Source organism: Pseudoalteromonas sp. S2755 (assembly GCF_005886535.1).
Taxonomy (GTDB): Bacteria; Pseudomonadota; Gammaproteobacteria; order Enterobacterales; family Alteromonadaceae; genus Pseudoalteromonas.
This window is the reverse complement of sequence record NZ_PNDS01000037.1, coordinates 25,579-40,814: the sequence shown is the minus strand read 5'-3', so window position 1 is coordinate 40,814 and position 15,236 is coordinate 25,579. Positions and strand designations below refer to the sequence as shown.

Annotated in this window: 2 protein-coding genes (1 of these 2 running past the window's edge); both read left to right on the top strand. The window is 47.9% G+C overall.

Features of this window, described 5'->3' with window-relative positions; genetic code table 11:
- The first annotated feature begins 152 nt into the window (after positions 1-152).
- Positions 153-10,079 carry a non-ribosomal peptide synthetase/type I polyketide synthase gene (locus tag CWC03_RS07635; protein WP_138581251.1) on the top strand — a complete coding sequence of 3,309 codons (9,927 nt, stop codon included), beginning with the start codon at positions 153-155 and terminating at the stop codon, positions 10,077-10,079.
- Positions 10,079-15,236 carry the 5' portion of a non-ribosomal peptide synthetase gene (locus CWC03_RS07630; RefSeq protein ID WP_138581250.1) on the top strand. The gene runs 4,670 nt beyond the window's last position, so the window shows 5,158 of its 9,828 coding nt (coding positions 1-5,158); its start codon is at positions 10,079-10,081; its stop codon lies off the right edge, out of view. Before CWC03_RS07635 ends, CWC03_RS07630 begins: the two co-directional genes overlap by 1 nt.

Here is a 15,236-nt window from a genome sequence, read left to right as displayed (position 1 = left end):
CAAACGTTTTCCTACTTAAGTGGGTACTGTGTTTGTTGCGGTTAAGTAATTGATTGGTTTTTTACAACGTTACTGATGGTTAACTGTCGCAAGCCAAATTGATACTGCTCGCGCTGTTGCCAAAGGAATCCCAACCAAGTTATGGGGATGGCATGAATACAAATATTGTTACTATACTCGCGGGTTTAGCGCGTACTCGATCTCAAGATATTGCCTATCAGTATTTTTACGATGAGGCATTACCAAGTAAAACCATTTCCTACCAAGAACTGCATGAACGTGCAGCATCCATTGCTGAGACATTGAGTGAATATTTTGAATCGGGTGACAGAGCGTTGTTACTGTACAACTCTGGATTTGAATTTATTGAAGCCTTTTTTGCTTGTTTATACGCAGGGATCATTGCGGTACCGGTTTATCCACCCAAGAAGAATCAAAACGTTGATCGTCTGCGCGCTATCATTGAAGACGCAGGTGCCAAAGGTGCGCTTACCAGTGAAAAGATCAATGAAATCGCCAAGCCATTGCTTGATTCTGAGCCAAGCCTAGCGCAGTTAGCACTATTTACTACCGATAACATTGCACTTAAATCGACCACTCAACAGTGGCCTCGAGCGGACATTCATGGTGGGCAACTGGCATTTTTGCAATATACCTCAGGCTCGACGGGCACACCCAAGGGCGTGATGGTATCCCACGACAATATTCTTGATAATCAGTCGCTTATGAAAGAAGCGTTTGGTCATGATAGCAACTCTGCGATTGTAAGCTGGTTGCCTCATTTCCATGATATGGGACTGATTTTTGGCATTATGCACCCAATTTACATCGGTGCGACAGCTGCGCTGATGAATCCGGCTTATTTCCTGCAAAAACCACTGCGTTGGTTAAAGCTGCTTTCCCAAACCAAAGCTTTAACGTCAAGCGCGCCAAACTTTGCCTATGACCTGTGTGTGGACACCGTTAAAGATGAAGACCTTAAAGACTTAGATTTGTCCTATTGGCGCTCGGCATTAAATGGCGCAGAGCCAGTGCGTGCCAGCACGTTAGAGCGCTTTTATCAAAAGTTTAAAGTATGTGGCTTACAAAGAGAGAGTATCTCACCTTGTTACGGCATGGCAGAAACCACCTTATTTGCAACCGGTGGCCGTCTTCTAGAAAAGCCAAGAATATTACGTATTGATGCGACCAAGCTACAGCAGGGTAAAACCGAACTAGTCGCAGATGAAGACGTAGTAGATGTATTTTATGCATTAGATGTGGCTGATGACCAGCAGCCTTATTACGCCGTATCTTCTGGCGTGAGTTGGGGCGAGCATAGCATTGCGGTTGTTAACCCAGAGTCTTTTGAAGTCTGCAATGATGGTGAAACCGGAGAAATTTGGGTAACTGGCCCAAGTGTAGCAAAAGGGTATTGGAATAACCCAGCGGCAACCGAGGCTACGTTTCATGCCAGAATTAAAGGTGCTGACCAGCGAGATTATCTTCGTACTGGTGATTTAGGCTTTATCCAGCGCGGGGAATTGTTCGTTACAGGACGCGCCAAAGACGTACTTATCTTCCGCGGTAAAAACTACTACCCGCAAGATATAGAGCTTACGGTTACAGAAGCAAGCGATAGTTTAGAACAAAATGGCGGCGCAGCGTTTTCGGTCGCCGCTAATGGTGATGAAGAGCGTTTGGTGATAGTACAACAGGTAAAGCGTACTGCACTAAGAAAGTCAAATGCTGAGCAGGTATTACAGCAGATCACCGCTGCGATCGTTGAGCACCACGGCATTACGCCTTATGACATCGTATTGATAAAACCCGGTCGCATTCATAAAACATCGAGCGGTAAAATTCAGCGCCAAGAGAATAAGCGTAGTTACCTAGCAGGTAACTTTGAAGTCATTGCGCGCGCCCGTGAAGAAGCTACGCCACAACAAGCTGAGGCGCCATCGTCCTCGTCGTCACTACAGCAAATTCAGCGGTTATTACAAGATTTAGTCGCACAAGAAATAGATAAGCCCGCGCGTAGTTTGGATATCGACGCGCCATTCTTGGCGTTAGGTGTAGATTCGATGAAAGCGGTACGGATCTCAGGGGAGTTAATGGAAGTACACCAGCTAGATCTTGAGCCTACGGTACTTTACGAATACCCTTCAATTCGCGAACTAGCCCAGTATTTAAGTCAGTTTAGTACGCTAACTCAAGCTCTAGGGCAGACTGAGCTTAACGAGTCGAAAGGTACTAATGAGCAAGCGAATAAGAAGCAAGCCTCCCGCCGAACTGCACATATTGCGGATACAGATATTGCCGTGATTGGCATGGCCTGTCGTTATCCTTCAGCAAATGGATTAGATGCATTTTGGCAGCTGTTAAGTCAGCAGGGCGATGGGATCACCACGCCAGATCCTAAGCGTCAGCAGCTTTGCCCTAACCTTGAAGCTGACCGTCTCGGTGGCTATCTAGAGAATGTCGATGAGTTTGATGCTGCATTATTCGGGATCTCGCCACTCGAAGCTAAGCATATTGACCCCCAACATAGATTACTGCTTCAAACGACTTATCACGCCATACAGCATGCTGGTTACCAACCAGTCACGCTCGCAGGTAGCGATATTGGCGTGTACGTTGGTATATCGCAAAATGACTACTTTTTATTGTCGCAACAACAGCAAAAAAGTAACGCGTATTTAGGCACAGGCACAGCGCTGAGCATTGCTGCAAACCGCATTTCTTATAGTTTTAATTTTACCGGCCCAAGTGTGGCAATTGATACGGCGTGCTCGTCATCGCTGGTGGCGCTTCACCATGCAATTCAAGCGCTAAGAAATGGAGAAACAAACGCGGCATTGGTGGCGGGCGTTAATCTTATTCTGAGCGATGATGTGACTAAGGCCTGTGAAAACGCACAGATGTTAGCAGCAGACGGCCATTGTAAAACCTTTTCGCAGGCAGCGGATGGCTATGTGCGAAGTGAAGGAGTTGGGGTGGTGATGCTAAAGCCGCTACAACAAGCCATGGCAGACAACGACCCGATTGTTGGTGTACTCAAAGGCAGTGCAATTAATCAAGACGGCCGCAGCAATGGCATTACCGCGCCAAATAGTGCCGCGCAACAGGCGGTGATCAATGCCGCCCTTGATAATGCCAAGATGCAGGCGGGAGATATCCACTATGTGGAAACCCATGGTACGGGTACGGAGCTTGGCGACCCTATCGAGATCACAGCATTAAACCGCACGTATGGAGAACACCATAGTCGTCATGATCCAGTTATTCTCGGTGCGGTAAAAGCGAATATTGGTCACCTTGAGTCCGGTGCGGGTATTGCTGGGCTTATCAAAACGCTACTGTGTTTACAGCATGGGCAAATTCCTGCGCAGCGTTATAGTGAGGTGTTAAATCCGCATATTCCATGGCAAAAGCTCCCGTTTATGGTGCCGCAAAACATGCAGACATGGCCCGTACAACAGGGGAGAATCAGAGCCGCTGGATTAAGCTCTTTTGGTTTTGGTGGTACTAATGCCCATGTGATCTGCGCACAGGCTCCAGCGCCTAAATCCGACACACAAGCGGAAGTAACACCGCCTTCGTTTTATCTATTGCCTCTGGCTGCTAAATCGAAAGCAGCATTGCAGCAACTTGCTGGTCACTATAGTGAACGATTGTTGAGTTCGACTCCTCAAGCATTTGATGACTTCTGCGCACAAAATGCCGAGCAAGTGGCGCTTAAAGGTGTGCATAAAACGTTCATCGGTGTAAGTAGAGAAGCACTGATTTCGCAACTGAATAGTCCCATGATTGTTGAACAGTCCTCGGCAAATACTCCACCAAAAGTTGCGTTTTTGTTCACCGGACAAGGTTCGCAATACCCCTTAATGGCTCACGCTTTATATCAACATCACGCAGTGTTTCGCAGGCACTTAGATGACATTGATAGTTTGGTTGGCGAGCGCTTTGGTGCTCGCCTGTTGGATGTGTTATTCGATGAAAAGCATAGTGAACTACTTGCACAAACCCGTTGGACGCAAGTGAGCTTGTTTGCCGTTGAATATAGCTTGGCAAACTTATTGATGCATTATGGAGTAAAGCCATCTCAGCTGCTCAGTCATAGCGTTGGTGAGTATGCAGCGGCTTGCATTGCGGGTGTGTTTTCGCTTCGTGATGGCGTTGAGTTGATTGCAGCGCGTGGTCAGCTAATGCATGAATTACCGATAAAAGGCAGCATGATCGCCGCAAGATGTAATGAAATAACCGCACAGAATTGCTTGAGCGAGTATCAGGAGCAAGTGGTGATCTCAGCCTTCCATGGTGAGGCTGGGGTCGTATTCTCCGGTGCTGATGAAGCAATCACAGCCCTCAGTGATGTGCTTGCAGCACAGCAAATTAAAGTAAAAGCGCTGCATACGGCAAACGCTTTCCATTCTCCACTGATGAACCCCATGCTAGACGCCTTTAGGAAAGTCGCTGAACAGGTTAGATTCCAACAGCCTCGGCTGCCTTTTGTTTCATCCATGACGGGGCAAGTAGAGACCGCACGCATTGCAACAGCTGAGTATTGGGTTGAGCAAACTAAGTCACCGGTTCGCTTTGTTGACTGTGTAACTGCGCTTGAGTCACTAGAGCATGGCTTAGCGATTGAGCTTGGTCCCAAACCTATTTTGAGTGGCTTACTACAAGAAAACAGTAATAACAAAGCGCTCAATTATACCCATGTATTGCACCCCAAAGGCGATGACTGCATGAGGTTCGCCGAGTGTTTAGGCACATACCTTGATTTAGGCGGGGCGCTCGAATGGCAACAGGTGTATGGCAATCGCCCGAGCGCTAGAGTGAGTTTGCCGCAATATCCATTTGATTGCAGCTCATACTGGGTTTTTGGTACTGAACAATCACAGCCCGAAGCTCTGACTGTGGTGGATACAAGTGACCGTGATGCTCAGATCCGCAGCTTTGTGCTCAATACCTTAGCGGGACTCTTGTCGATGCCCGCTGATGCTATCCAAACTAACCTCCCGTTGCTAGAAATGGGGGTTGATTCGTTGATGATTATGCAGGCCGTTAGAGTATATGAGCGGGAATTCGGTTTAGAGTTTAGTGTTCGTCAATTTTATCAAGAGCTCAGCGATGTCGATAAGTTAGTGGCCTATATTCAACGCCATAGTGACTATCTCAAAGCGCCGCAGGGTTCACAACAAGCTGGTAGTTTGCCATCACCTGTATCGATAACGACTGATACGCCAAAAGGTAGTGTAGTAGAGGCTGACAACCACACGCTTGTCGCTATCTATCAGGCGCAATTGCAGGCGGCAAGCACGGTAACCAACGCCGAAGCGAGAGCCGCGTTAGAAGCTGTGGTGGGACAGCAGTTACGCCATATTCAGGGCGTAAAAATTGAAAACAGTGCGGTCACTACGACAGCAACTGTGGTATCAAAACCCCAGCTGAGCAGCGCTCAATCTGTGTTGCCAGGCGCGCAGCAAAAACAAGTGCAGCGTGCCAATAGCAGCCCAGCTATACGCCAACATCTTGCTGTATTGAGTGACTCTTACATTGCGAAAACACACAGTTCAAAAGCGCTAGTGAGCGAATATCGCGCACGCCTTGCGGATTGCCGTGCTTCGGCGGGTTTTAGACTGTCGAGCAAAGAGCTACTTTATCCGGTGTTCTCTAAGCGCTGTGAGGGCGCATATATCTGGGATATTGATGATAATCGCTATATTGATATCACCATGGACTTTGGTACTAACTTATTTGGTCATAATCCTGACTTTATCAAAGCAGCACTGGCGCAACAGCTTGAAGCGGGTATGCAACTGGGGCTTGCAAGTCCTGATGCGCCCGAGGTCGCCGCACTTATCTGTGAGCTGACTGGGCTTGAGCGGGCATCGTTTTGTAACTCTGGTACAGAGGCGGTCATGACGGCGCTCCGCTTGGCAAGAACGGTGACCAAGCGCGATAAAATTGTTCAGTTCTCAGGTGCGTACCATGGTCACTATGATGGTACTTTAGCAACTGAGTCGCCAGAGCAAGGCGTAGAGGCAATGTGTGCTGGAGTGCGTTATGGCGCAATCGCCGATAACCTTGTCTTACCTTATGGTGATGATGAAGCGCTTGAGATCATTACCCGAGAGGCGCAACATATTGCCGCGGTGATTGTTGAACCGGTACAAAGCCGTCATCCTGAAAATCAGCCTTGGGCATTTTTACGTAAACTACGTACGCTCACTGAAGCACATGGTATTGCCCTTATTTTTGACGAAATGATCACTGGCTTTAGAGCACATCCCGGTGGTGTTCAAGGTTTGCTTGGCATTAAGGCCGATATGGCAACCTACGGCAAAATCGTCGGTGGTGGTATGCCTATCGGTGTGGTCGCAGGGGCCGCTACCTACCTCGATGCCATTGACGGAGGCAATTGGCAATACGGAGATGACTCTTACCCTTTGGCCGATACTACCTTCTTTGCTGGGACTTTTTGCAAACATCCAATGACTATGGCAAGCGCCAAAGCGGTGTTGCAAGCTATTCAGTCGCAAGGTCCGGCGTTACAACAAGGGATCAACGACAAAACCGCGGCATTTAAAGCACATCTCAATGCGTTTTTTGAAACCCATGACGTGCCTATTCGAATAGAAGCGTTTGCCTCATTATTCCGTTTTCGCTTTTCGCAAAATCTTGATGTGTTTTTTTATGAGATGCTAGATCGCGGTGTGTTTATCTGGGAAGGACGAAACTGCTTTTTCAGCGCCGCCCATACAGATGAAGACATTGCAGCGGTGATAAATGCAGTTGAAGCCAGTGTACTTAGCTTAAAACGTGCGGGTTATTTTGGTGAAGCGAGCCAACGTGATGACGATGCTGCATTTCCACTTAGCCATAGCCAGCAACAGCTATTAGCGCTGGCGTTGACCTCAAGCGATGGAGCGAGCGCATATCAATTACAAGCGACGGTAAAGCTCTCCGGTAAGCTCGACTTAGCGCGGTTGCAACAAGCCGTTACTGCGCTCTGCCGCGACTTCCCAATCTTGCGTTTTGGTGTTGATAGTGAGCGCTTAATGCAATATTGCCGAGTGGAAAAAGCCGAGCTGCATGTTGAATCATGGAGCGAAGACGACCAAGCAGCATTGCAGGCGCGGTTATCCGCGCTGCGTTATCAACCGTTTGACTTTGCAAAAGACCCACTTTGTAGAGTGACGCTGTTGAGTGATGGCAAAGTGCAGCACTATCTAAGTGTGATGGCTCATCATGTGATCTGCGATGGACTTTCACTACAAATGGTATTGGCTGCAATCGCTGAGCGCTACAATCAAGATGCAAAACAAAATGAAGTGGCAAGCCGAGCGGTTTCCTTTAGACACTACGTTGATAGTTTGCAGGCATATTCGCATTCACCGGAAGCTGCAAAAAACCAAGCTTTTTGGCATCAATGCTTAGCGAGTTCAACACCACTTGAGTTGCCAAAATCAACGACGGTGAGTGCGGCTTCATACCAAGTTAATCAGCTCACATTACCCATTTCGTCGAGTGCAATCCGAAACACTGAGGCCCTTGCTCAGTCTTCTCGCTGTGGGCAATTTGCAACCATGCTTGCACTTTATTGTTTGTGGCTGCACAAGTTAAGTGGGCAAACGGTGATAAGTGTCGGTGTGCCGGTATCAGATAGGCAACGACTGGCATCACAGTTTGAGCCTGAGTTACTCGACCAAGCGTTACTGGGCTATTGCACCAATATCTTACCGATTGTGGTTGATATAGCTGGCCTTAGCACTATCGGTGAGCTAGTACAGTGGGTGCAAAATATTTTACTTGATGCTTTTGATCACCAAACCCACCCGTATGCAAGCCTTGCTGATGACCAGCTTATTCTACCTAGCACCTTGTTTAATCTAGATAAAGTTACCACTTTGCCGAGCTTTAACGGGCTGCAAGTTGAGGTGCAACCAAGTGTCGCTAAATTTGGCCAATTTGAACTGACGACAAATATGACCTGTATTGCGGGGCAGTGGTCACTGTTAGTGGAATATCACACTGCGCAATTTGATACTGAATTAATGACTCAGTATGTGGCTAAGTTTGTCCATTTGCTATCGCAGGTTCAAGGCAGCACACCGATAGGGGCTCAAAATGAGCTGATACAAAGTAGCGATGATGTGTATCGATTGGTTGAGTTGCCACTGCAACAAGAAAAACCGGTCAAAGTCGCGACGAGTTTCATTGAAACGTGGCAGCACAATGTGTCGCGTTGCAGCAAGCGTACAGCATTGGTAACGGATGATGTGAGTCTCAGTTATGAAGCGCTAGATGCGCGTGTTAATCAGCTCGCTCACTATTTGATGAAGCAGCAGGTAACGCCCAATAGTATTGTGGCAGTAGCATTACCACGTCGGGCGGAGCTGTTGATAGCACTTATGGCGGTGATGAAAGTAGGGGCGGCATTTTTACCACTTGATCTTACCTTTCCTGACGAGCGCATCGCGCATATTTTGCATGATGCCAAAGTGAGAGTTGTGCTGTGTGATGCCACCGGTGCGGAGTCTGCGTTATTCAACCATGGTGGTTTAAAGCGAGTTTGCATGGATAGCGATGCGGAAGAAATTGCCAGAAGTTCGACTCGCAGCCCAAGCTTGCTAATTCAAGCTCAGCAGCGAGCGTACGTGATTTATACCTCAGGTTCTACGGGCCGACCCAAAGGCGTTGAAGTCAATCACGGGGCATTTGCTAATTTGCTTGCATCTATGTGTCGTGAGCCGGGGCTGGTGGCAGATGACCGCTTATTGGCTATCACCACGGTGGCGTTTGATATTGCCTTGCTAGAATTGTTTGGACCATTACTGGTTGGTGCGTCTGTGGTGCTGGCAAGTGATGAAAGTATTAGCGATCCTGCTGTGCTTGGCGCGCTTATCGAGCAGCAACAGGTAACTGTGATGCAGGCAACGCCAACGTTATGGCAATTACTGCTAAATGCGGCGCCAGCATGTACCTCTGGCATCAAAGTGTGGAGTGGCGGCGAGCCTTTACCTCAGGCACTGGCCGCGCAGTTACTTAGTCACAGCAAAGCGGTTTATAACTTATACGGGCCAACCGAAACCACGATTTGGTCGGCGGTGGCACATATCGACAATGCCGCAGCGGTAACCATTGGTAAAGCGATACAAAATACCAGCTTATTTGTGCTCCCAACCGAGTGTCATGGTGAAGGGTTGCCTTTACCCGATGGCGTATGGGGTGAGTTATACATTGGTGGCAGTGGCGTTGCTATGGGCTATTTACATCAAACGGAGCTGACCGAGCAGCGCTTTATCAATCATCAATTTACAGCTTCCATTAGCCGCCGTTTATACAAAACGGGAGACAAAGCGAGACGGTTAGCTGATGGCCGTTTTGAAGTAAAAGGGCGCTTAGATAACCAAATTAAGCTCCATGGTCACCGTATAGAGCTTGGTGATATTAGCCATCACTTGGGGCGGATACTCAATAGTAGTGAAGTCGATGTTTGCGTGCAAACACTAGCAACAGGCTCTTGTCTATGTGGGTATATCGTTGATGATGGTGAGCTATCTACCGAGTGGTCTTCGCCTCGGCTGCGCCAAGCGCTCGGTGAGTGGTTACCAAGTTACATGGTGCCAGAGCATTTTGTCTGGTTAAGTCAGTGGCCGATGACGCCAAATGGTAAGCGCGACCGAAAAGCACTGCCAAAGCCAGTGGCAGAAAGAGCCTCAGAAATATGCACGTTGACTCCCCGCACTGAAACAGAAAAACAGCTGCACCAGCACTATATCTCGCTACTCCCTGTTGAGCAGTTGGGCGTCACAGCACGTTTTGTGGATAGCGGTGGCAATTCGGTGATTGGTATGCAGTTGGTATCGAGACTCAACCAAGCTTTCAATATTAAATTGACCATTGGCGACATCTTTGAACATGCCTGTATTGCAGAGCTTGCCGAGTGTATAGAAGCGCTAAAACAAGCTCATGATGCTATTTCGGTGGATACGCAAACGCCAAACGTAGAGAAAGTCAGTGATATTGTGAGCGATCGCGATTTGAGTGCTGCTCTGAGTGATAAATCTATGACGGAGATGGACTTGTAATGATGGATAACTTTGCAATGAAACAGTGGTTAGATGAGCTTGACCGTCAACAGATTTATGTTTATTTACAACAGGATAAATTAAAACTTAGAACACCGCTTAGGCAGGTTCCTGAGGGTATTCTGGATAAGATAAAGACGCACAAAACTGCGCTTATCACCTACCTTCAGGGGCAACAAAAGCAATCTACTGCACTATCTGTTGCGCAGCAAAGAATGTGGTTTATTGATAAGTATGAAGGAGGCACCGCGGCATACAATATGGCTGGGCTAGTTAAATTATCGCAGCCATTTTTAGTCACGGACATTGAACAAGCATTGAGCCGCTTGGTAGCCAAGCACGATATTTTAAGAGCACGATTTACCACGGTTGAAGGGAAGGTGGTGCAGCAAATTGAACCTGCTGAAGCGATGAAAATTGCTGTGATGACCGTGGATGAAGAAGCGCTACCCAATCAGCTAACAGAGTCGATTAAACAGGCTGTGCGGTATCAGTTTGATCTTGCCAACGAGTCGCTGCTGCAAGTGACGGCTTTAGTGAGTAACTCTCACACTGCTTGCCGCTGGTTACTCGTTAACATGCATCATATTATTAGTGATGGCTGGAGCGTGAATGTATTTATCAACGCACTGCTGTATGAGCTAACGGAGATGTATCTTGACACCCCAGCATTACAGTATGTTGACTATGTACACTGGGAGAAACAATTAAGACAATCCCCAGACTATCAACAGCAATTGGCTTATTGGACTGAGCAGTTAGAGGTATTTACACCATTTGAATTGCCCACCAGCTATCCAAGAAAAAAAGAAAAGCAGTACCAAGGTGGCACGGTTCGTTGTACGTTTAATACGGAGCAAATACAACAATTAGATAAAGCCTGCCAGCGCGACGGCGTAACACATTTTACCGCCTTGCTTGGGGGGTTTTACATCTTGCTTTATCGCTACAGTGAGCAAGCCGATATTACCGTAGGGGTGCCGGTTGCAAATCGTCAGCAAAGCGAGTTTGAAGCTATGCTTGGCTGCTTTATTAATACCTTGCCATTGCGAATACAGATAAACGGTGAACACTCCATAAGTGAGGCGATTAAGGCACTACAAGGTCAAGTATTGCAAGGGCTTAGTAATCAAAACGTTGCCGTGGAAGATATCATTGAAGCGCTAGAGCTACCCAAATCCGCAGCGCATTCCGCCTTGTTCCAAGTGTTATTTAACTACAATGGTGTAGCCAGTAATAAGGTGTCGGTAAATAACCAATTAGAAGCCGAGTTAATTGCTCTTGATAATGGCACTGCGAAATTTGACTTAACCCTATCTGTTGATGATACGGATGATGCCCTTGTGTGTGACTTTGTTTATGCAACGGGGCTTTATGACCATGCGCTTATTCAGCAATTTGCCGATGATTATTTGGCACTCGTCCAGTGCTACTGTGCTAAAGAGGCGCTGCCGATTGATGACTTGGTGCTCAAATCAACGAACGTACCGACAAAGGCGGCGGATATCAATCACAACATCAGCCAACCGGCGCTTGTGCCGCAAGCAATCAGAGATATAGCGCAAACCCAAGGTGAGGCGATTGCAGTGGTGGTGCCAAGTACCAATGGCGAAGCATCACGGACCCTGACGTATCAGCAGTTGTATGCCCAAAGTTTGCAAATTGCCAACAACTTAGATGTTCCAGCGTCAATCATTGCGCTGATAACAACGGGCGATATGAGTGACATTGTCACTATGCTTGGCGTAATGCAAAGTGGCCGCGCGTATCTACCTATTGATGGCAATATGCCCACTGCCAGAGCGCTACAAATGCTAGCGCAAGCTAATTGTAATACGGTGGTGGTAAGTGTCGAAACGCCACTTTGCCAAGCGCTACGAGATGCGGACATTCAGACGCTTGACTATAGTGAGCTGAGCCAAAACAAAGAAGCGCCGCAGCAAACTTATTCACCAAGTTTTGATGATAGCGCGTATGTGTTGTTTACTTCTGGTTCTACTGGTGTGCCCAAAGGGGTTGAGATCAGCCATGGCGCGCTGAGCCACTATTGCAGCAGCATCGCGGCGAGATTGAGTTACAACCAAGATACGCGAGCGGGCGTGGTCACAGGGCTTGCCACGGACTTATGCTTAACGGCTGTCTATCCGGTGCTTATTCATGGCGGCACTGTGGTGCTGACTCTTGCAAGCCAAGCGCCGGAACCGGCTGAAATCGCAGCCAAGTTAGTGGCTGAGCAAGTTAACTTGATTAAATTAACCCCTTCTTTTGCCGCGGTGCTTTTGCCTCAGTTTACTGAGCAAAAGCCCGCTATTTCGCAGTGGGTGTTAGGTGGAGAAGCATTGGGTGAGCAGCTTGTTGATAGCATTCGCACGCTAACGCCCTCGGCGCGTATTTTCAACCATTATGGTCCGACGGAGGCCTGTGTTGGAGTGGTTTGTCATGAAGTCACAGACAGCAAGCTAACCGGCCACAGTTACCCAATCGGTACGCCTTTGGCACATGTTACTACCTGCGTACTCAACAAACAGGGGAAGCCAACACCCGCTGGCATGCCCGGTGAGCTCTATATTGGCGGGCCGAGCCTCGCCAAAGGGTATATAAATGCGCCTTCAGAGACCGCAGCTCAGTTTACAAGTAGCTTGCAACATAGTGCCCAATGCGCCCGTTTTTACCGCAGTGGTGATAGCGTTAGGCTGAATGCGAGCGGCGAGCTTGAATTTCTCGGTCGAATTGACAAACAAGCGAAAATTCGCGGTTACCGCGTTGACCTTAATGAAATAGAAGCTGCACTGGTAGCGCTTGATGAGGTATCGCAGGCTGCAGTCGTGGTGCGCAAGCTCGGCAAACAAGATGCCTTGGTTGCTTTTGTGGTAAGTATTGATGGCAGCCAGTGCGCCGCAACTAATCTGCGTGAGGTGATCCGCCAAGGCTTGAAGCGTCGCTTGCCTGAGCCGATGATCCCAAGCTGGATAGAGCTTTGCCAACACTTACCCACCCTGAGTAATGGCAAGGTAGACCGCCAACAATTACAGTCTTTGGCATTAACTTCTCAAAGCAAAAGTAGTGAGGTGACAAGTGCGTTGCAGCGACAGTTAATCGCGCTCTATCAAACCTTAACAGGCGCACCAGAAGTGGGGCTGCACGATAGCTTTTTCAGCATCGGTGGTCACTCTTTATTGGCAATGCAATTACTCAATGAACTAAGAGCCCAGCTCTCGGTGGAGGTGAGCTTAAAGCAACTGTTTGCCAATCCTAGCGTATTTGAACTAAGCGAGATACTGGCTAACTCTCAGTCACAGTCGTCTTTACCAAGTCTACAACCTGCGCCATCACAGCCTAGTTATCCTTTGTCATTTGCACAGCGGCGCTTGTGGTTTGTTGACCAACTGCAAGGGCACAGCAACCAGTATAACCTACAGGGAATATTTCAATTGCAAGGCAAGCTGAATGCTGAGGCTTTAGAGCAAGCCTTTATTGCTGTGATTAAGCAACATCCAGTCTTGGCGTTTAATTACCATCAAAATGCGCAAGGAGAACCGCAGCAAAGCATTAACCTTGATGCTAGATTTACCCTGGTTAAGCACGACTGGACTGATAAATCCGCTGAGCAACAAGCACATGCGTTAGAGCAGGACATCGCAGAAGATTACGCAACTAGCTTCGATTTAAGCCATGATTTGATGTTACGCGCCAGTCTTTATCAGCAGCAAGCCATGCAGGCTACCCTTGTGATCACCTTACATCATATCGCAGCCGATGGTTGGTCTATTGCGTGTTTGAGTGAGGCTTTAGGACTGGCTTACAAAGCCGCGCTCAGCGGCGAAACCTTAGCACTACAAGAGGTGCATTACGTTGATTATGTGATGTGGCAACAGCAGCTGGAACAGAGTTCGCTATGGCAACAGGAGCTCGATTATTGGCGTATGCAATTACAAGGTCTGCCCAAGGTGCATGAACTACCGCTTGATTACCGCAGAGAAGCAACAACCTCTGCGCGCGGCGCGTTAGTGATTGAGCCCATACCTGCGGCGCTAGTCAGCGCGCTTCGAGCGTATCAAACTCGCTCAGGGCAAACCTTATTCGTGTTACTGCAAACGCTATTTTCCTTGTGGTTAAGCCGCTTTTCTCAACAGCGCGACGTGGTTGTCGGGACGCCGGTATCAGGGCGTCACCTTAAAGCATTTGAAAGTATGATTGGTAACTTTATCAATACCTTAGTGCTTAGGAGCAAGTGGAGCGAAGACACCAGTTTTACCCAAGCGCTACAGCAAACCCAAGGCTTACTAAACGACGCGTTGCAACACCAACATATTCCCTTCGATGTGTTAGTGGATGAGCTAGACATTGAACGCTCAAGCGCCCAACATCCGCTGCATCAAATCGTGTTTCGGGTAAATAATCAGGTAAATGAAAACCTTACGCTAGAACAATTGGAAGTGACGCCGTGCCAAAGTAAAGTACGCGGTGCCAAACTAGATTTAGAAGTCGCAGTGATAGACGAGGGGGATGTACTCACCGTTGAATGGCTTTATGACTGCAATTTATGGCAAGAAGCGAGTGTAGTTAGTTTCCATCAACAGTTTTGTTATGTGTTATCGCAGTGTCTTGCTGAGCCAAATATCCCGTTGTCAGCATTGTCATTGTGGCCCGCTGAGCAGCAGTTAGCGCTATTAAAACAGCAGCAAAGTGTTGCAGTAGAAGTGACAGAGCAACAGCCATGGGTGGCTCAGTTTAGTCAGGCGGCTCTTCAGGCTCCACTACAGACTGCGGTGCGCATGGGGGAGTTCTCTTGTAGTTATCTCACCTTAGAAAAATGCGCGAATCAACTTGCTAATAGCTTATTAGAAATGGCATTTGCTGAGCAAAGTCGCATTGCTATTTTACTGCCGTCTTCCAGTTACATGGTGGCTGCGGTACTGGCAATATTAAAAGCGCGCCACACTTATGTGCCCATTCATCATGACACGCCAACCGATACCTTAGCCTACATCATGAATGATGCAGACATCGTATTGACGCTGGCGCTAAGTGAAGATGCCGAGCACTTGATTGAAGCTGGGAGTGACTTTTTGTTGCTTGATGATTTGTTCGAAGCCGAAGGGAACTTTGCATTTTACGATACTAGTTTGTTGCTAGATGAAGACGCAGCAGCATTTA

What these genes read in the sequence shown, in the direction of transcription:
- CWC03_RS07635 (WP_138581251.1), top strand. Translation starts at nt 153, where the DNA reads ATGAATACAAATATTGTTACTATACTCGCGGGTTTAGCGCGTACTCGA.